The organism is Paracoccus sp. P2 (genome assembly GCF_046335115.1).
In the GTDB taxonomy this organism is placed as follows: domain Bacteria; phylum Pseudomonadota; class Alphaproteobacteria; order Rhodobacterales; family Rhodobacteraceae; genus Paracoccus; species Paracoccus pantotrophus.
Window position 1 is genome coordinate 1 of the sequence record NZ_JBGOSN010000001.1, and the last position, 17,401, is coordinate 17,401.

Annotated in this window: 16 protein-coding genes and 3 pseudogenes; 3 read left to right on the forward strand and 16 right to left on the reverse strand. The window is 65.9% G+C overall.

Annotated features, from left to right (window positions below):
• Positions 1-308: 308 nt before the first annotated feature.
• A pseudogene (locus ACDP63_RS00005) lies at positions 309-655 on the reverse strand (IS5/IS1182 family transposase); the annotation flags it as partial.
• Positions 656-789: 134 nt separating this feature from the next.
• On the opposite strand from ACDP63_RS00005, the gene ACDP63_RS00010 reads away from it, so the two are divergent.
• Positions 790-2,040: a Na+/H+ antiporter NhaA gene (locus ACDP63_RS00010; protein WP_024846141.1), complete on the forward strand. Its 1,251-nt coding sequence runs from the start codon at positions 790-792 to the stop codon at positions 2,038-2,040.
• Between the two features lie 152 nt (positions 2,041-2,192).
• Here the strand turns inward: ACDP63_RS00010 and pcaD are convergent, their stop codons facing one another.
• The 6 genes from pcaD to ACDP63_RS00040 all read right to left on the reverse strand — a co-directional run bounded on the left by pcaD (position 2,193) and on the right by ACDP63_RS00040 (position 8,163).
• Entirely contained in the window at positions 2,193-2,990 is a 798-nt protein-coding gene (gene pcaD / locus ACDP63_RS00015) for a 3-oxoadipate enol-lactonase (RefSeq protein ID WP_024846142.1), read from the reverse strand.
• A gap of 64 nt (positions 2,991-3,054) precedes the next feature.
• Positions 3,055-4,386 (reverse strand): MFS transporter, encoded by a 1,332-nt coding sequence (locus ACDP63_RS00020; RefSeq protein ID WP_409927611.1) that lies wholly within the window; start codon positions 4,384-4,386, stop codon positions 3,055-3,057.
• Positions 4,387-4,450: 64 nt separating this feature from the next.
• Complete coding sequence (benD, locus tag ACDP63_RS00025) at positions 4,451-5,236, reverse strand: benzoate diol dehydrogenase BenD (RefSeq protein ID WP_024846144.1); 786 nt, start codon at positions 5,234-5,236, stop codon at positions 4,451-4,453.
• Positions 5,233-6,252, reverse strand: a complete 1,020-nt coding sequence (benC, locus tag ACDP63_RS00030; RefSeq protein ID WP_024846145.1) for a benzoate 1,2-dioxygenase electron transfer component BenC — start codon at positions 6,250-6,252, stop codon at positions 5,233-5,235. Before benC ends, benD begins: the two co-directional genes overlap by 4 nt.
• A gap of 40 nt (positions 6,253-6,292) precedes the next feature.
• Complete coding sequence (gene benB, locus ACDP63_RS00035) at positions 6,293-6,808, reverse strand: benzoate 1,2-dioxygenase small subunit (RefSeq protein WP_028710917.1); 516 nt, start codon at positions 6,806-6,808, stop codon at positions 6,293-6,295.
• The gene (locus ACDP63_RS00040; RefSeq protein ID WP_409927612.1) at positions 6,805-8,163 is read right to left on the reverse strand and encodes a Rieske 2Fe-2S domain-containing protein; all 1,359 of its coding nucleotides are present in this window, start codon (positions 8,161-8,163) and stop codon (positions 6,805-6,807) included. The genes benB and ACDP63_RS00040 overlap by 4 nt, the downstream gene beginning before the upstream one ends.
• Here ACDP63_RS00040 and ACDP63_RS00045 point away from each other — a divergent pair.
• A complete protein-coding gene (locus ACDP63_RS00045; RefSeq protein WP_409927613.1) occupies positions 8,162-8,512 on the forward strand; it encodes an IclR family transcriptional regulator C-terminal domain-containing protein in 351 nt (116 codons plus the stop codon). The two genes, ACDP63_RS00040 and ACDP63_RS00045, sit on opposite strands and share 2 nt — an antisense overlap.
• Positions 8,513-8,531: 19 nt before the next feature.
• On the opposite strand, the gene ACDP63_RS00050 is transcribed toward ACDP63_RS00045, so the two are convergent.
• The 4 genes and pseudogenes from ACDP63_RS00050 to ACDP63_RS00065 all read right to left on the reverse strand — a co-directional run.
• Positions 8,532-9,299 (reverse strand): ABC transporter permease, encoded by a 768-nt coding sequence (locus ACDP63_RS00050; RefSeq protein WP_409927614.1) that lies wholly within the window; start codon positions 9,297-9,299, stop codon positions 8,532-8,534.
• Positions 9,296-10,102, reverse strand: coding sequence for an ABC transporter ATP-binding protein (locus ACDP63_RS00055; protein ID WP_114669217.1), 807 nt, complete (start codon positions 10,100-10,102; stop codon positions 9,296-9,298). The genes ACDP63_RS00050 and ACDP63_RS00055 overlap by 4 nt, the downstream gene beginning before the upstream one ends.
• Positions 10,102-11,181, reverse strand: a complete 1,080-nt coding sequence (locus ACDP63_RS00060) for an ABC transporter substrate-binding protein (protein WP_409927615.1) — start codon at positions 11,179-11,181, stop codon at positions 10,102-10,104. The genes ACDP63_RS00055 and ACDP63_RS00060 overlap by 1 nt, the downstream gene beginning before the upstream one ends.
• Positions 11,182-11,369: 188 nt before the next feature.
• Positions 11,370-11,573 (reverse strand): annotated as a pseudogene (locus ACDP63_RS00065) (integrase core domain-containing protein); the annotation flags it as partial.
• A 90-nt stretch (positions 11,574-11,663) separates the two neighbouring features.
• On the opposite strand from ACDP63_RS00065, the pseudogene ACDP63_RS00070 reads away from it, so the two are divergent.
• Positions 11,664-11,912: pseudogene (locus ACDP63_RS00070) on the forward strand (transposase); the annotation flags it as partial.
• Between the two features lie 496 nt (positions 11,913-12,408).
• Here ACDP63_RS00070 and ACDP63_RS00075 read toward each other — a convergent pair.
• The 5 genes from ACDP63_RS00075 to scpA all read right to left on the reverse strand — a co-directional run bounded on the left by ACDP63_RS00075 (position 12,409) and on the right by scpA (position 17,370).
• Entirely contained in the window at positions 12,409-13,725 is a 1,317-nt protein-coding gene (locus ACDP63_RS00075) for a homoserine dehydrogenase (protein ID WP_024842422.1), read from the reverse strand.
• Between the two features lie 67 nt (positions 13,726-13,792).
• Complete coding sequence (locus ACDP63_RS00080; protein WP_024842423.1) at positions 13,793-14,326, reverse strand: hypothetical protein; 534 nt, start codon at positions 14,324-14,326, stop codon at positions 13,793-13,795.
• Complete coding sequence (locus tag ACDP63_RS00085; protein ID WP_143091276.1) at positions 14,314-14,571, reverse strand: hypothetical protein; 258 nt, start codon at positions 14,569-14,571, stop codon at positions 14,314-14,316. Before ACDP63_RS00085 ends, ACDP63_RS00080 begins: the two co-directional genes overlap by 13 nt.
• 59 nt (positions 14,572-14,630) lie before the next feature.
• The gene (locus ACDP63_RS00090; RefSeq protein WP_074990839.1) at positions 14,631-15,119 is read right to left on the reverse strand and encodes a GNAT family N-acetyltransferase; all 489 of its coding nucleotides are present in this window, start codon (positions 15,117-15,119) and stop codon (positions 14,631-14,633) included.
• 106 nt (positions 15,120-15,225) lie between these two features.
• The gene (gene scpA, locus ACDP63_RS00095) at positions 15,226-17,370 is read right to left on the reverse strand and encodes a methylmalonyl-CoA mutase (protein WP_024842425.1); all 2,145 of its coding nucleotides are present in this window, start codon (positions 17,368-17,370) and stop codon (positions 15,226-15,228) included.
• Positions 17,371-17,401 lie beyond the last annotated feature (31 nt).

Here is a 17,401-nt window from a genome sequence, read left to right on the forward strand (position 1 = left end):
AACGGCTTCACCGCACTCGGCATACCCGAAACTCAAGCCGTGGGATGACTCCGTCGGGGGAAAGGGGAACTCTGACCGTCAGTCAATTTGTGCAACAGAGTCATCGGCGAGCTCTCGCTATGTCAATGCTCTTGCGCTGTTGAGGGCGTAATTTTCTGGTCCTAGGTGTTCAGTCCCGGCATCTGGTGGATCGGGTTTAGGATGAATCTGTGGGGCTCTGATATCCAGATCTTGCAGGTGTATTCGTAAGGGGTGCGACGGCATTATTTTCAGAAAGTCGGACTGAGGCGTGACTTCCCCTTCTCCCTTCAGGTTCGGACCCCGCGGACGATCTCGGCGGTGCCGAGTGCATTGAAGCGGTTCATGAGTGCGACGCGGAGCTCACCTCGATTTCGGCGGTTTGGCGGTCTGGGCCTCTTGCGGCGATGCGCTCGCCGAATGCCTTGAGGCAGCGCATCCTTGCCTCGGCTCGGCTGCGGGCATGGTATCCTGTCCATCGTTTCCAGAACGCGCGGCCGGAGTGGTGCGTGGCGCGCAGGGTTTTGTTCCGGGGCCGGGCGGCTGGGCAGTCCTCCTTCCACGCTCGACCAGTCTTGCGGATCGGGATGATTGCCGTGCCACCGCGCGCGATGATGGCGCTGTGGCAGCGGCGGCTGACCTTCGCATCCAACAAGCGCGACGAGGACGATTTCGATCACACCTCATGGCCAAACCTCCAGGATTCCGACCATCTTTTGATTTTTCAAGTTTCCCTGGCTCTGCTATCTGCCAGCGAAAAGGGGGACGCCTATGTATCGAATCTGGAATTTTGTTTCCGAATATTCTCTGCTCCTGGTCGGCGGTGCATTGGCCGCGCTGCTCTGGGCCAATACGGCGCCCGACAGCTATCATCACCTTGTCCACCTGCCGCTGTGGGTCGATGCGCCGATCGGCATGATCGAAGAGCATGACGGCCTGGCCACCCGTGTCCTGACCCTGCATTTCCTGATCAACGACATGCTGATGGCACTTTTCTTCGCCATCGCTGCGAAAGAGGTGTGGGAGGCGGTCATTCTTTCGGGCGGCTCGCTGCGGGGCAAGAAGGCGCTGACACCCCTGATCGCCACGCTTGGAGGGATGGCGGGACCGGTCCTTGTCTATCTGGCGTTGGCGGGGATGCTGGGCGTCCTGGCCGAGGTCGGCCGGGGTTGGGCCATTCCGACTGCGACCGACATCGCTTTCTCCTATCTGGTCGGACGCATTGTCTTCGGCGCGCGCCACCCGGCCATCGGCTTTCTGCTGCTTCTGGCCATCGCCGACGACGCCGGCGGGCTTGCGATCCTGGCGATCTTCTACCCCACGGGCGAGGTGGTGCCGATGTGGCTGCTGTTGTCGCTGTTCGCCGCCGTCGCGGTCTGGTTCCTGGCCTGCTGGCTGCCCAGGCGGTTGGACCGTGGCAAGCAGGATCGGCCGAACTCGACCTGGATGCGGCGGAACCTGGGCGCCTGGCCCTATGTGATCGCGGGCTGCATAAGCTGGTATGCGTTCTACCGCGCGGGCCTGCACCCGGCGCTTGGCCTGCTGCCGATCGTGCCCACCATCCCCCATGCCGAACGCGACTTCGGGATCTTCGCCGAGGTCGAGCGTCATTCGACCGACCTGCTGAACACCATCGAACATGCGCTGAAAATCCCGGTGCAGCTGGTCCTTTGTGCCTTCGGCCTGGTCAATGCCGGGGTCGAGTTCGGCGCGATCTCTGCCCCCACCTGGCTGGTTCTGGCGGGGCTGGTGATCGGCAAGCCGCTGGGGATCACGCTGTTCGGCTGGTTTGCGGCCAATGTGCTGCATCTCGGCATGCCCGAGGGGATGAGCCTGCGCGACCTGCCGGTGGTGGGTTTCGTCGCGGCCATCGGCTTTACCGTGGCGCTGTTCGTGGCCTCGGTCGCCTTCCCGGCCGGGCCGGTGCAGGATGCCGCCAAGATGGGGGCGCTGTTCAGCCTTGGCAGCGCCGTGCTTGCGATCCTTGCAGGACGTATCGCGCGGGTGCGGCGATTGACGTGACGGTGGATGGCCGAGCGGAAAGGCTCCTTTCCGCCGGTCTTCGGGCCCATCGTATCGGGACGGGATTCAGCGTCACTTCAAGGGGGGCGGCCGGTGCGAGGCCGCATCCTTTACCACCGGCGCCAGGCCTGGAATACGGCCTTGCCATTCCTTCAGGCGCAACCCGGGGCAGCGGTCAGAAAATCCTTCAAGGCGATGTCAAACTGTGCCGCGGATTCCTGGCTCACGATATGCCGCCCTGGCAGGGACAGGTGACCTCCGCAGCGCACCGCTTCGGCGATCCCGGCCAATTCGGCGGGCGGGCAGACCGGATCGTCCTTGCCGGAAATCGCCAGCAGCGGATTGGCGATCTCGGGGAGGCGGTCGCGAAGATCCGCCCTGGCAAGCGCCGCGCAGCATCCCACATAGCCCTCGACCGAGGTGGCGGCGAAACCGTCCAGGATCGCCTTGACGCTGGCAGGATTGGCCGCGCGGAAGCGGGGCGTGAACCAGCGTTCCGAAGTCGCCGGAACAAGACCGCTCAGGCCGTTCGCCCGGACCTCGTCGATGCGGGCATGCCAGCTTTCGGCGCTGCCGATCCGGGCGGCCGTCGCGCAAAGAACGATGCGCCCCAGCCGCGCCCCGGCATGGATGCCCAGCCATTGCCCGGTCAGGCCGCCGATGGACAGGCCGCAGAAATGGCTGCGCCTGATGGACAGCGCGTCCCACAGCGCGATCACGTCGCCGCCCAGATCGGCCAGTTCATAGGGCGGCGTCGGGGCGCCCGACCGGCCATGGCCGCGGCGATCATAGCGCAGGATGCGGAAATCCCCCGAGAGGCTTGCCATCTGGGCGTCCCACATGTGCAGGTCGGTGCCCAGGGAATTGCAGAAGGTCAGCCAGGGCTTGTCCCCTTTCCCCCCGTCGATGCGGTAGTGCAGGCGGTGGGTGGGCAGGTCCAGATAGGGCATGGTCGGCCTTTCATGCGGATTTGGGACGCGCGGCGAGGGGCCGCGCGCCTGGTTGCAATGGTGCTCAGGCGGCGGCAAGCCGCGCCGTGTCGCGGGCGCGCCCGTTTGCAAGCGCGAAGACCAGCATCGCCAGCGCGGAGAGTGCCGCCGGGATCGCGAAGATCAGGAAGTTCTGCCCCAGCGGCAGCTCTCGCGCCAAGAGTACCCCGCCCAGCGTCGGCCCGACGATGGCGCCGATCCGGCCCACGCCCGAGGCCCAGCCAAGACCGGTCGAGCGCACCGACAGGTTGTAGAGCTGTGCCACGCTGGCATAAAGCAGGATCTGCGTGCCGATGGTCGTGGCACCCGCGACGAAGACCAGCAGGAACAAGAGCCCCGGCGCCGGGTTGAAGCCGATCAGCGCAATCGAGACCGCCGCCGCGGCGAAAAAGCCCACCACGACCTTGGGCAGTCCGAAGCGGTCGCCCATCCTGCCGCCGGCGATCGCCCCCGCCATGCCGCCGAAATTCAGCGAGAACAGCGACAGAAGGCTGGCGCGTTCGGCATATCCGGCCTCTTGCAGCACCTTGGGCAGCCAGGAGGACAGCAGATAGACCAGCAGCAGGCAGCAGAAGAAGGACAGCCACAGCATCAGCGTGCGCAGCGCCCGGCCATGGCGGAACAGCTCCGCCACGGATGCCGATGCGCCCTTGGCCTCGGCAAAGACCAGCCGGTCCTCGGCGGCCAGCGGCGTGGCCGGGTTGATGCGGGCAAAGATGCGCCGCGCCTCGTCCTGCTTGCCCTGGCGGATCAGGAAGCCCAGCGATTCCGGCAGTTTCCACAGCACCAGCGGCAGCATCAGCAGCGGCACGGCGGCGATGAAAAACATCGGCCTCCAGCCGAAGCTGGGGATCAGGCCGATGCCCAGGCCCGCCGCCACCACGCCGCCGACCGAATAGCCCGAAAACATCAGCGCCACCATGGTGCCGCGCAGGCGCCTGGGCGCATATTCGTTCATCAGCGCCACCGCGTTCGGCATCAGCCCGCCGCAGCCCAGGCCGGCGATGAAGCGAAAGACCTTGAACTGCTCGGGCGAGTTGGCAAAGCCCGTCAGCACGGTGGCCGAGGTGAACAGCATGAAGCTGATCGCGACGCCTTTCTTGCGTCCGATCCGGTCGGCCAGCGGGCCAAGGATCAGCGCGCCGAACATCATCCCGAACAGCGCCCAGGCCTGCAGCGCGCCCGCCTGCGGCTTGGTCAGGCCCCATTCCGCGATCAGCGTGGGCAGCACCGTGCCCGCCACGAACACGTCGTAGCCATCAACCACCAGCAGCGCGCCGCAAAGCGCGACCACCCTCCATTGAAAGCTGCCGAACCGGCCTTGGTCTATGGCCTCGTTTACATCTATGCTGCGCATTCCTTGTCTCCTCCCTGTCTTGTCATTGAAATCGCGGTCGGCCGGTGTTGTGCCCCCGCGACGCTCATCCTGTGTCGCCCCCCGCGACGGGCAGGACCGAGCCGGTGATGTAGGATGCCTCGTCCGAGGCCAGGAACAGGATCGGCGCCACCTGTTCCTGGATGGTCCCGTAGCGGCGCATGAAGGCAGATTGCTTGACCTGGTCCACGACCTCGGCCATCCATTGCCGTTCGGCAGGGCTGTCGCCCTCGGCATTGCGCGGCACGCGGCGCGGCGGCGCCTCGGTCCCGCCGGGGGCGGTGGCGACGACGCGGATGTTCTGGGCTGCCATCTCCATCGCCAGGGATTGCGTGATCGCGTTGATGCCGCCCTTGGCCGCCGAATAGGGGACGCGGTGGATGCCCCGCGTGGCGTTGGACGAGACGTTGACGATGGTGCCGCCGCCGCGCGCCGCCAGATGCGGCAGCACCGCATGGCAGCAATAGAGCGTCGGCATCAGCGAGCGCCGGATCTCGGCGTCGATCTGGGCGGGCTCGAACTCGGCAAAGGGCCGCATGCGGATCGCGCCGCCCACGTTGTTGATCAGGATGTCGATGCCGCCGAACGTTTCGGCGGCATGGCGCATCGCGGCATCGGCGCCGTCCCAGGTTTCCAGGTCGGCGGTGAAGGCGGCGGCACCGCCGCCCGCCTCGGCCGCCACCTCGGCCACGAAATCGGCGCGGTCCACGAACAGCACCCGCCCCCCTTCGGCCGCCGCGCGCAGCGCGACGGCGCGGCCGATGCCCTGCGCGGCGCCGGTCACGACCAGCACCTTGCCCGCAAAGCGGCCCGCGAAGACGGCCCCGGTCATGCGATGGCCTTCAGGGGCGCGTTGGGGGTGAACTTCTCGTAATGGAAGCTGGCGGGGCGGATGCCGTTTTCATCCAGATAGTTACGCACGGCATCGACCATGGGCGGGGGGCCGCACAGATAGACATCGACCCCGCCCGCCGCCAGCATGTCGCCGGGCATGTGCTGCGTGACCCAGCCCTTGCGGGGATGGTCGGATGCCGGGTCCGCCACGACGGTCGCGTAGGTGAAATTCGGCAGGCGGCCGGCATAGGCCGCAAGCTCATCGACCAGCACCAGATCCTGATCGCGCGTCACGCCATAGATCAGGTGGATCTGGTGCCGCGACCCGGCCCGCGCCAGCACCTCCAGCATCGACAGGAAGGGCGCCAGGCCGGTGCCGCCCGCCAGGAACAAGAGCGGCCCGTCGCCATCCCGCAGATAGAAGCTGCCCATCGGCCCGGTCAGCTCCAGCCTCTCGCCCGGCTGCGCACGGGCCAGCCAGCCGCCCATCAGCCCGCCGGGGATCTTCTTGATCAGGAAGCCCAGCCGATGCTCGCCCGGAGCCGAGCTGAAGGAATAGGAGCGGTGATCGCCGCTGCCCGGCACGCCGATATTGACATATTGTCCTGGCAGGAAGGCGGGGGCGTCCTCTACGTCAAGCTCCAGCACCACGGCGGCGTCCTGATGCGGCTCGATCCGGGCCACGGTGGCGGCGAAGACCTGCTGGCCGGTCTTGCAGGCCTGCGAGATCGTGGGCACCGACAGCACGCAATCCGAGGAGGGCACCATCTGGCAGGTCAGCACCAGCCCCTCGGCGGCCTCGTCCTCGGTCAGGGCCTCCTCGATATAGTCCTCGCCCATGTCATAGGCGCCGCTTTCGGCGCGGCACTTGCAGGTGCCGCAGACGCCGTCCGAGCAGTCCATCGGCAGGTTGATCTTGTTGCGGAACGCGGCGTCGAGAACCTTCTCGCCCGGCTTGCAATCGACGAAGCGGGTGATCCCGTCCTCGAAGTTCAATGCGATGCGGTAGCACATGGTCGCCTCCTCCTTGCGGTTGTGCGGGGTCTGGCGGCCGTCAGACGTGATAGACGTCGATGACCTGGCGGATGTAGTCGTTTTTCAGGACGATCTTCTTGGCGGCGATGACCAGCCCGTCGCCGTCCTTGCGCAGGGTCACGAAGATGGTTCCGAAGAACTGGTCCGTGACCTTGTAGCGGTGGTTCAGCGTGTGGAAGTTGTAGCGGACATCCACCTCGGGCCCGCGATCCTCGATCACCTCGACGTTCAGGACGGCGTGGCTGGTGCGCGGCTCCGGGGTCGAGGCGCCCGACCGCTCGGTCTTGATGCGGAAGACACGGTCCTCGAGCCCCTCGCGGTTCGGGTAATAGATCAGCGAGATCTCGGATTGCGGATCCTCGGTGATCTGGTCGTTGTCGTCCCAGGCGGGCATCCAGTAGGACGCATCGGGGGCATAGCAGGTCAGCCATTCGTCCCATTGCCGGTCGTCCAGGAGGCGCGCCTCGCGATAGAGGAAGGCGCAGATGGCGTTGTAATCCAGGCTGGTGCCGGTGGTGTCGTGATCCAGGCTCATGCGGCTTCTCCGGTCTTTTCGGCGGCCAATGCCTTGCGCATCACGCCGGCCCAGTATTCGTGCTGGCAGACGAACAGTCCCTCGTCCTCGCTGCGCTCGCCCGACAAGAGCGGCTTCAGCCCCATGCGGCGGGCATTCTCGTCCGGGCCGTCGATCCACAGCGGCGCGCCGCGCGACATGTCGTTCCACAGCGACACGGTGCCGGCATAGGCGGTCTGGCAGGCGCGGAACTCCTCGAGGTCGTCCGAGGTGCCCATGCCCGAGACGTTGAAGAAATCCTCGTATTGGCGGATGCGATGGGCGCGGTCCTCGGCGTTTTCCCCCTTGGGGGCGAAGCAGAAGATGGTGACTTCGGTCTTGTCCACGGCAAGCGGGCGCACGACGCGGATCTGGGTGCTGAACTGATCCATCAGGAATACGTTCGGATAGAGGCACAGATTGCGGGTCTGGTTGACGATGAAGCCGGCCTTTTCCTCGCCCAGGCGGGCGGCGATGTCCTCGCGGCGGTTCCAGACCGGGCGGACCTCGGGGTTCCGGGTGTTGGTCCACAGCAGGATATGGCCGTTCTCGAAACCATAGACGCCGGCGACCGATTTCGACCAGCTGTTGGCATCCACCGCCTTGGTGCCGGTTTCGCTGCGCCGGTCCATGGTCGTGGCATAGTTCCAGTGCACCGAGCTGACGTGGTAGCCGTCGCAGCCGTTCTCCATCTGCAGCTTCCAGTTGCCGTCGTAGATATAGGAGGAATTGCCGCGCAGCACTTCCAGCCCCTCGGGGGCCTGGTCGACGATCTGGTCGATGATGATGCGGGTCTCGCCCAGGAACTCCTCCAGCGGGGCCACGTCGGGATTCAGGCTGCCGAACAGGAAGCCGCGATAGGACTCGAACCGGGCCACGCGGGTCAGGTCGTGCGAGCCGTCCTTGTTGAACTGCTCGGGATATTGCGTGGTCTTGGCATCCTTGACCTTCAGGAGCTTGCCGGTGTTGGAAAAGGTCCAACCGTGGAACGGGCAGGTGAAGCTGCCCTTGTTGCCTTGCTTGCGGCGGCACAGCATGGCGCCCTTGTGGGCGCAGGCGTTGATGACCGCGTGCAGCGTGCCGGTCTTGTCGCGGGTGATGACGATGGGCTGGCGGCCGATCCAGGTGGTGTAATAATCGTTCGGTTCCGGGATCTGGCTTTCATGCGCCAGATAGACCCAGTTGCCTTCGAAGATGTGCTTCATTTCCAGCGCGAACAGATCCTCGTTGGTGAAGATGTCGCGGCGGCAGCGGAACAGGCCGGCTTCCTTGTCGTCCTGCACGGCGACGGCCAACATCTGTTCCAGATCGCGTGCCTTTTCACATGCCACCGTCATGGGCCGGATCATCCTTGCCCATATGCCGCGCGCCGAGGTCCGCGATCTCCTGGCAGACGGGAAGCTGGCGGCGATCACCTCGCGGACGGCGGTGACCTTTGAGCAACTGGAAAGGCAGCTCGACGCCGACAGGGCCGAGGGGCTGGCCTGGTCGGTCGCCAATTATGAGGAAGGTATCGGCTCCTGCGCGGCAGTGATCCTGGACCATTCCAACCGGCCCGTCGCGGCGATCAGCCTCTCCGGCCGGCAAAGCGCCTTCGAGCCGAACAGCGACCGCCGCCAGGCAATTGCAGACGGCGTGCACAGCACTGCACAGCGCCTGTCTTCGCTGCTCGGCGCGCAGGTATAGCGCGCCGGGCAGCCTCTTCTCAGCCGATGACCGAGACGTGCCAGGGAGTCAGCCAGCGCCGCAACTGCGAGATCACCGCGTAAAGCGCCAATCCCACAAGCGTCAACACCACGATGACGGCAAAGAGCTGTGGGACAGCAAGATTCTGCAGGTGCATGACTGCCAGATAGCCCAGCCCTTCGCTGCCGCCGATGAACTCGCCCACGATGGCGCCGATCATCGCCATCACCACGGCAACCTCGGTACCGGTCAGGACCACGGGCAAGGCCGCGGGCAGGTCGAGCATGACGAAGCGCTGCCAGGGATTGGCCTGCAACATGGTCATCACGTCGCGGTCTCCTGGATCGACCGACTTGAACGCCTGCAGCGCGTTCGAGAACACCGGGAAAAAGGCGAGCGCGGCCGCAATCACGATCTTGGATTCCAGCCCGAACCCGAACCACAGCACGAACAGCGGAGCCAGCGCAATTTTCGGAATCAGCTGCATCAGCACGATGAAGGGCTTGGCCGCCCATTCCACAGGCGGCACCCGTGCCATCACGAAGCCCAGCGTGATGCCAAGCCCCACGGCGATGCCGAACCCGGCCACCGCCTCGGTCATCGTGACGCGGGTGTGATACCACAAATCCGGGTCGGCGATCATGTCGGACAAGGCCAACAGGATTTGCTCGGGCGCGGGCAGGACGAAAGCCGAAACCTCCGATGTCCTGACATAGGCCGACCAGCCGATCAGGAACAGCAGCACCGCGATCACGGGCAGCACGATACGCAGGGTTTTCTCTTTCATGCCGCGCCCTCCGTCAGCACCTTCCTCAGTCGTCCCACCATGTTCTGGAAGCCGGACGTGCGCTGCAGGTCCAGATCCCGGGGCCGGGGGAACGGCATCTCGATGGTTTCCACGATCCTTGCCGGCCGGGGGGCCAGAACCACCACCCGGTCGGACAGGAAAGCCGCCTCGGTGATGGAATGAGTGACAAGAATCGTCGTCACCTTGGCCCGGGCGCAAACCTCCATCAGTTCTAGGTTCAGCGTATCGCGGGTCATCGCGTCCAGCGCCCCGAAGGGCTCGTCCAGCAGCAGCACCTGCGGCTCGGTGACCAGTGCCCTGGCCAGCGAGGCGCGCTGCCGCATGCCGCCGGACAGCTGGCCCGGCCGATGATCGACGAAGGCGCCGAGGCCGACGGTCTCGCAGATCCGCCGCGCCCGCGCCATGCGCTCGGCCCGGCCGGTGCCCGCGATGCGCAGCGGCAGGGCAACATTCTCGGCGACGGTATACCAGGGAAACAGCCGCGCCTCCTGAAACATCATCGAAACCGGTCGTGTCGCTCCGCTTGAACGCCGGCCGGACGCCCAGACCTGCCGATCGCGGATCTGCACATTGCCCGAGGTCGGTGCCTCAAGCCCCGCGATGATACGCAAAAGCGTGGTTTTGCCGCAGCCTGAAGGGCCCAGAAGCGACAGGAACTCGCCCCTTTCGAGGCTGAGATTGGCGTTGGTGATGGCATGGACCGCGGTTTCCCCATGGCCAAATACCTTGTCCAGTCCGGAAACAACGATGTCGGGGCCTTGCGGCGACTGGTCGAAAGCCATCACGCCACCGCCCTTTCCAGCAGAGCGTTGGTGTAAAGCGTCGTCGGATCCGGTGCCGCGTCCAGCATGTCGGCGCGGTGCAGGGTCTCGACTGCATGGGCCCAGATCTCGGGCACGTTGCGAAGCAGGTTCTCCGGGCCCCTGGCCATCCAGTTCCGGGCATTGGTTTCCAGGTCGCGCTTGGCCAGTTCCGCATCACCGGCCCCGGAAATGGTGAATTTTCCGACAAGCTTCTCAAGGACCGGCCCCAGATCCTCGGCGGCAGCTATCTCGCGGGCGGATCGATGGGTGGCCTTCAGGAAGGCAATGAATTTTTCGGGGGCCGCTTCGATCTCGGCAGGACTTGCGACATAGACCTGTCCGGGCATGCCGTCATCCATGGGAATGGCATGCACGTCGCTGCGCGCGGCACTGGCCAGGATCATCGATGAGGTGTTGCCGACAAAGGCTCCCGCCCGCCCGGCCTCGATCAGCGCGAATGAGGCCGCGTTGTCCGCCACCTTGACCTTGCGAACCTCCTTCGGATCGATGCCGTTGTCGATCAGCAAAAGATCCAGCGTGCCCTCCATCGAGCCGCCAAGGCTGGCAAGGCCAACCGTCCGTCCCTTCAGATCGGCCACGGCCTGCACCGGCTCTTGCGTCGAGGAAATCAGGAAAAACGGCGATATCTGGGCGATGGTCGCAATCGAAATCAGCGGCGCATCATTGTTGACGCGCGAGACGAGATAGTTCGTGCCCCCGGTTCGGCCTGCATCCATCTGTCCGGCGATGACCATCTGCGCCGCCATCGCCGCCCCTTGCGCCGCTTCTATCACCACATCCAGACCATTTTCCGCATAGTAGCCCGCAGCTTCGGCATAGAGCACGGGGGCGAAAGCCAGGGAGAATGAGAATGGAGTGATAAAGCGGAATGCCGTTCCAGCCGCCGCAGCCGGACTGGCAAGCGCCAGTGTCGCGGCGGATGCTGCAGCACCGCGAAGGAAATCGCGGCGGCCAATCGTCAGTCGGTTCATGTTCGTGCGTCCTACCTGTTCTGCGCAACCGAGCCTGTGCGACAGTATGCCACAGGCAAAGCACATGTTTCACCAGCAAAACGCCTGGGGCGGCAGGGCCTTGAATCACTCGTTGCAAATGAAACCGTTCTCAGGTGGCAGATGCACCCAATTGCCGACTGGATCGGGGCGTGACGTTTGTTCCCATGTCGGCATGTCCGAACTTTTGGTGATCCAGACTCCGACGCAGGAACGTGCCGAGATCCTCGGCCGGATCATGAACTGGCCTCCATTTCACCGGACACACAGGCGGTTGCTGTTTGAACTGCAATGACCTGGCGGGGCGAGCGCATCTTCAGCCCCGAGTGCGGGTGATTCTCGTTGTAATCCTCGATCCAGCTTTCGATCAATCCAAGCAAGGTCTGGGCGTCCGGGAACGGCGTCACCTGAACATAGTCGCGCTTGAGCGTCTTGACGAAGGGCGAGCCATTGTCCGCCCCTGGTCCGAGGACATGGCGAGCGAGATACCGGGCAAGCAGCGTCGCCGTCGCATGACGGTGACAAATACGCTTGCCACGGTTCAGTCCGGCATGTTCCGCGGCCAGAGCCGGATCTCGAAGTACGGCAATGCCTGCCTGCGCCGCACGCTCTGGATGGCCGGCCAGGCGGCCGTTCTTAAGCGGACCAACAGCTTCCGCGATAAGTTCGAACGCTACATCTCGAAGGATCGACACAACGCTCATCCTTCCGTTCCAAAGAATGGAGCGCACCATCAAACCGTGGGATCAAACAACCTGGGCCTCCATGGTTATGCCTGAGTGTCCGGTCGAAATGGGGCCAGTTCATATCGCTCGGCAGCCGACGCAAAAGGGGGCTTGTCATCACGCCATTGGCATCTCGCGCGGCGGGCGAGCGCCCGGAATCCACGCGCTGAGCGATGATTGCGGCCGCCCCGTCGCCTTTGCCTTGGCCGCCGGGAACGCCCGCGATCTCACCGGCGCCAGGGCGCGCTCGCCATCCACTGCCCCCGCCACAAGCCGCTGGCCGGCCGCGCCTATGATGCGGCAAGCCTGCGCGACGGGCTTGCCGAGCGGGGAGCCGAGCCCGCTATTCCACCCAATCCGACCGGTAAGAACCCCCGCAGGCCGAAGACCGCGACGCCCGTCGCGGACGAAACCTCGCCGAGCGCATGTTCTGCCGCCCGAAGGATGTTCGCCGCATTGCCACCCGCACCGGCAAACGCGCCGACATCTTCCTGTCCGCCGCCTGCATTGCTGACCCAATCACCTATGGATCGACAATTGAGGCTCGGCCCTAGACCTCTTCGATCCGCAGCTCGACCGGTTCGCCGGCGATGACGCCGGTGCGCGGCAGGGCCTCGATGGCGTGGTCGATGGCCTCGGGCGTGGTCTTGTGGGTGACGATCAGCACCGGCGCCACGCCTTCGGTGCGGGAATGGCCGTATTGCCGCATGCGGTCGATCGAGATGCCGGCATCGCCCAGCACCGAGGCCACCTTGGCCAGCGCCCCGGGCTTGTCGGTCAGTTGCAGGCGAATGTAATAGGCCGCCGGCACCGCGGTCCGCGCCGACTGCGGGCTGGCCAGCGTCGCGGCCGGCTGGCCAAAGCTGGGCATGCGCACGCCGCGCGCGATCTCGACCACGTCGGACATCACCGCGCTGGCGGTCGGGCCCTCGCCGGCGCCGGCGCCGCGCAGCACGATCTGGCCGACCGCATCGCCCTCGATCACCACCATGTTGGTGCCGCCCTGCAACTGCCCCAGCGGGCTGTCGGCGGGCACCAGGCAGGGCGACATGCGCTGCTCGAGGCCGCGCCCGGTCATCTGCGCCACGCCCAGCAGCTTGATGCGATAGCCCATGTCGGCGGCGCGGCGGATGTCGTCGATGCTGACCCGCTCGATGCCCTCGATCTCGACCGCGTCGAAGCTGGGCCGGGTGCCGAAGGCGATGGCGGCCAGGATCGCCAGCTTGTGGCTGGCGTCGATGCCGCCCACGTCCAGCGTCGGATCGGCCTCGAGATAGCCCAGCTGGCGCGCCTCCTCGAAAACCTCCTCATAGGGCAGGCCGGCGCTTTCCATCCGGGTCAGGATATAGTTGCAGGTGCCGTTCATCACCCCCATGACGCGGCGGATCTCGTTGCCGGAAAGCGATTCGGTCATCGCCTTGATCACCGGGATGCCGCCGGCCACCGCGGCCTCGAAACGGATCACCCGGCCATTGGCCTCGGCCAGTTCCGCCAGTTCCTGGCCGTGGATCGCCAGCAGCGCCTTGTTGGCCGTCACCACGTCCTTGCCGGCGCGCAGCGCGGCCGTCACCGCCTCGCGCGCAATGCCCTCGTCGCCGCCGATCAGCTCGACGAAGACATCCACGTCCTCGCGCAGGGCGAGCGCGCGGGCGTCATCCTCCCAGGCATAGCCGGACAGGTCCACATCGCGGTTCTTCATCCGGTCGCGGGCGCTGACGGCGGTGATGGCGATCGGCCGGCCGGCGCGCAGGGCCAGCAGGGCGGCGTGTTTCTGGATGATCTTGACGGTGCCGGTGCCGACCGTCCCAAGGCCAGCGATGCCGAGACGCAGCGGAGAGGCGTTTTGCCCCTGGTTCTGGGCGGACATATGAAACTCTTATCTATGGACGAAGCGGTGTTAGCGGATGGCGCGGCACGTTGCAACGCGCATGGGATCAGGCCTCGTCATCCCCCGCCCAATAGCCCTTGACGCCGGTCGCCCGCATCACCCGCAGCACGCGGGTGCCGATCTCGACCGTATCGGCGCGGATAGCCTCCAGGTCGGCGATGCTCAGCGGCTGGCGTTGCACCTCGCCCCTGGTGTTGACGAAGGCGGGGTGCCAGCGCGCCTTGTCCTCGGTCGGCCGCCAGGAGGCATGGCAAAGCAGGTTGCGTTGCAGGCGGATCTCGGCCAGCCGGTCGGTGATGCGGTTGCGGTCGCGCAGGCCGGGATAGCGGCGCATGGCGGCGTCGAGCTGCTCGATCAGCGTGCCCATGGAATCGTCGGCGATCGAGACCATGCGGGTCAGCCAGCTTTGCAGCTCTTCCTCGGTCAGGTCGTCGGCCAGCCGCGCCCGGTCGAGTGCATAGATGGTGCGCTTGATGATCTCCTCGAGCCAGCCGAAATTCGCCACGCAATGCCCCAGGGCGGCGGCGAAATCCGCGGGCAGAGTGTAATGCGTCTCGGGTGGTGCGCCTATCCTGGCCATGATGCACCACCGATGCAGGCAACAACGGGAAGCAGGTCACGGCGCAGGCCCGCATGCGGTGGGTCGCCGAATGCCGCCTGCCCAGGATCAGGCGGTGCGCCCCGGCGCAGCAGGATCGCATCGGGCGGCACGAAGGCCGTTATCCCGCGGGGGGCATGCACCTTGCGTTTCAAGAAAACGCCTTTCCGGCCGATTTTTCCATTGCCCGCGATGCCGGTGATCTGCCCGCCCCTGCCGTCGTCCATCCTGTCCCCGCGCTTGCGGGCCCGAGTGTTCCATAGCACCCGGCGGCAGGCAAGCCGGGTCAGAGGATCTTTTGCAGCAGCACCAGGTCCAGCCAGCGGCCGAACTTGCGCCCCGCCTGCGGCACCTGCCCGACCTCGCGATAGCCGATGGCGCGGTGAAAGGCGAGGCCGGCCTCGTTCTCGGCTGAAACCGCGGCGATCATGCCATGCGCGCCCCGCACGCGGGCATGATCCTCCAGCGCCGCCATCAGCGCCCGGCCGATGCCGCGCCCGTGCGCGGCGGGCGACAGGATGACGGTATGCTCCATGCAATGGGCATAGCCGTCGCCGGGGCGGAACTGGTCATAGCTCGCCAACCCCAGCACCGCGCCGGCCTCCTCGGCGACCAGGAAGGCCCGCCCCGCGGCCAGCCGCCCGGCGATCATCCGCGCCAGCCCTTCGGCCGTCTTCTCCTCGCTGGAAAAGGTGATCGTGGTCTCGCGGATCAGCGGGTTCCAGAACGCCAGGATCGCCGGAATATCCCGGTCGGTCGCAGGACGCAGCATCATCGCCGGGCCTCCTTTGCCGCGCCGTCCCTCGGGCAAGGGCCGCGCGCTTCTTCGTTCCCCAAATACCCCTGCGGCCGCGACGCCAGGCGCCCCGGCCGCAGGTCTGTCATGCCGCCCGCGCCGCGCGGATCAGGCCCAGGATGTCGCGCGCCGCCGCGGGGATGTTGGTCCCCGGCCCGAAGATCGCCTTCACCCCGGCCTTCTTCAGGAAATCGTAATCCTGCTGCGGGATCACGCCGCCGCAGATCACGATGATGTCGCCCGCGCCCTGCTCCTTCAAGGCCGCGATCAGCTTCGGCGCCAGGGTCTTGTGCCCGGCCGCCTGAGACGAGATGCCCACCACGTGCACGTCGTTGTCGATGGCATCCTGCGCGGCTTCCTCGGGGGTCTGGAACAGCGGCCCCACGTCGACGTCGAAGCCGATATCGGCAAAGGCGGTGGCGATGACCTTGGCGCCGCGGTCGTGGCCGTCCTGGCCCATCTTGACCACCAGCATGCGCGGGCGGCGGCCTTCCTGCTCGGCGAAGGTTTCGACGTCGCGCTGGATCTGCGCGAAATCGTCGTCGCCTTCATAGGCGGCGCCATAGACGCCGGCCAGGGTCTTGACCTCGGCGCGGTGGCGGCCGAATTCCTTTTCCATTGCCATGCTGATTTCCCCCACAGAAGCGCGCGCGCGCGCGGCTTCGACCGCGGCTTCCAGCAGGTTGCCGCCTTCCTTTGCCCGGCGCGACAGCTCGGCCAGCGCCGCCTGGCATTGCACCTCGTCCCGCGTCTCGCGCATCTTGTGCAGCCGGGCGATCTGCGCCTCGCGCACCTTCATGTTGTCGATATCGAGGATGTCGATCGGGTCTTCCTTGGCCAGGCGATACTTGTTCACCCCGACGATCACCTCCTCGCCGCGGTCGATCATGGCCTGGCGGCGGGCGGCGGTCTCCTCGATGCGCAGCTTGGGCATGCCCGAGGCGACGGCCTTGGTCATGCCGCCCATGGCCTCGACCTCCTCGATCAGCGCCCAGGCCTTCTCGGCCAGCTCATGCGTCAGGCTCTCGACGTAATAGGAACCTGCCAGCGGATCGACGACATGGGTGATGCCGGTTTCCTCCTGCAGGATCAGCTGGGTGTTGCGGGCGATGCGGGCGCTGAACTCGGTCGGCAGCGCGATGGCCTCGTCCAGCGCGTTGGTATGCAGCGACTGCGTGCCGCCAAGCGCCGCGGCCATCGCCTCGTAGGCGGTGCGGACCACGTTGTTGTAGGGGTCCTGTTCCTGCAGGCTGACGCCCGAGGTCTGGCAATGCGTGCGCAGCATCAGCGAGCCCGGCTTCTTCGGCTCGAACTCCTTCATGATCCGCGTCCACAGCAGGCGCGCGGCGCGCAGCTTGGCCGCCTCCATGAAGAAATTCATGCCGATGGCGAAGAAGAAGGACAGCCGCCCGGCGAACTGGTCCACGTCCATCCCGGCCTTCAGCGCGGCGCGGACATATTCGCGCCCGTCGGCCAGGGTATAGGCCAGTTCCTGCACCAGGTTCGCGCCGGCCTCCTGCATGTGATAGCCCGAGATCGAGATCGAGTTGAACCTGGGCATCTCGTTCGAGGTGTATTCGATGATGTCCGCGATGATCCGCATCGAGGGCTCGGGCGGATAGATATAGGTGTTGCGGACCATGAACTCCTTGAGGATGTCGTTCTGGATCGTGCCCGACAGCACGGCGCGGGAATGGCCCTGTTCCTCGCCGGTGACGATGAAATTCGCCAGCACCGGGATCACCGCGCCGTTCATGGTCATGGACACGGAAACCTTGTCCAGCGGGATGCCGTCGAACAGGATCTTCATGTCCTCGACGCTGTCGATGGCGACGCCGGCCTTGCCCACGTCGCCCTCGACCCGCGGATGGTCGCTGTCATAGCCGCGATGTGTGGCCAGGTCGAAGGCGACCGAAACGCCCTGCTGCCCTGCGGCCAGCGCCTTGCGATAGAAGGCGTTCGATTCCTCGGCGGTCGAGAAGCCGGCATATTGCCGGATGGTCCAGGGCCGGCCGGCATACATGGTGGCACGCGGGCCGCGGGTGAAGGGCTCGATGCCGGGCAGGCTGCCCAGATGGTCCAGGCCCTTCACGTCCTCCTCGGTGTAGAGCGGCTTGACCGCGATCCCCTCCAGCGTATGCCAGGTCAGGCTGTCGGGATCGGCGCCTTTCAGCTCTTTGCTGGCGAGCCGGCGCCATTCCTCGAGGGCGGCTTTCGTGCTTTCGGTCATCTTGCATCCTTTCCCATGGCCCCTCGGCTCT

What these genes read in the sequence shown, in the direction of transcription:
- ACDP63_RS00020 (WP_409927611.1), bottom strand. Translation starts at nt 4,386, where the DNA reads ATGCGCAGCATAGATGTAAACGAGGCCATAGACCAAGGCCGGTTCGGC.
- ACDP63_RS00060 (WP_409927615.1), bottom strand. Translation starts at nt 11,181, where the DNA reads ATGTGCTTTGCCTGTGGCATACTGTCGCACAGGCTCGGTTGCGCAGAA.
- benD (WP_024846144.1), bottom strand. Translation starts at nt 5,236, where the DNA reads ATGACCGGGGCCGTCTTCGCGGGCCGCTTTGCGGGCAAGGTGCTGGTC.
- scpA (WP_024842425.1), bottom strand. Translation starts at nt 17,370, where the DNA reads ATGACCGAAAGCACGAAAGCCGCCCTCGAGGAATGGCGCCGGCTCGCC.
- ACDP63_RS00050 (WP_409927614.1), bottom strand. Translation starts at nt 9,299, where the DNA reads ATGAAAGAGAAAACCCTGCGTATCGTGCTGCCCGTGATCGCGGTGCTG.
- pcaD (WP_024846142.1), bottom strand. Translation starts at nt 2,990, where the DNA reads ATGCCCTATCTGGACCTGCCCACCCACCGCCTGCACTACCGCATCGAC.
- ACDP63_RS00040 (WP_409927612.1), bottom strand. Translation starts at nt 8,163, where the DNA reads ATGACGGTGGCATGTGAAAAGGCACGCGATCTGGAACAGATGTTGGCC.
- benB (WP_028710917.1), bottom strand. Translation starts at nt 6,808, where the DNA reads ATGAGCCTGGATCACGACACCACCGGCACCAGCCTGGATTACAACGCC.
- ACDP63_RS00045 (WP_409927613.1), top strand. Translation starts at nt 8,162, where the DNA reads ATGGGCCGGATCATCCTTGCCCATATGCCGCGCGCCGAGGTCCGCGAT.
- ACDP63_RS00010 (WP_024846141.1), top strand. Translation starts at nt 790, where the DNA reads ATGTATCGAATCTGGAATTTTGTTTCCGAATATTCTCTGCTCCTGGTC.
- ACDP63_RS00085 (WP_143091276.1), bottom strand. Translation starts at nt 14,571, where the DNA reads ATGGACGACGGCAGGGGCGGGCAGATCACCGGCATCGCGGGCAATGGA.
- ACDP63_RS00075 (WP_024842422.1), bottom strand. Translation starts at nt 13,725, where the DNA reads ATGTCCGCCCAGAACCAGGGGCAAAACGCCTCTCCGCTGCGTCTCGGC.
- benC (WP_024846145.1), bottom strand. Translation starts at nt 6,252, where the DNA reads ATGTGCTACCGCATCGCATTGAACTTCGAGGACGGGATCACCCGCTTC.
- ACDP63_RS00080 (WP_024842423.1), bottom strand. Translation starts at nt 14,326, where the DNA reads ATGGCCAGGATAGGCGCACCACCCGAGACGCATTACACTCTGCCCGCG.
- ACDP63_RS00055 (WP_114669217.1), bottom strand. Translation starts at nt 10,102, where the DNA reads ATGGCTTTCGACCAGTCGCCGCAAGGCCCCGACATCGTTGTTTCCGGA.
- ACDP63_RS00090 (WP_074990839.1), bottom strand. Translation starts at nt 15,119, where the DNA reads ATGATGCTGCGTCCTGCGACCGACCGGGATATTCCGGCGATCCTGGCG.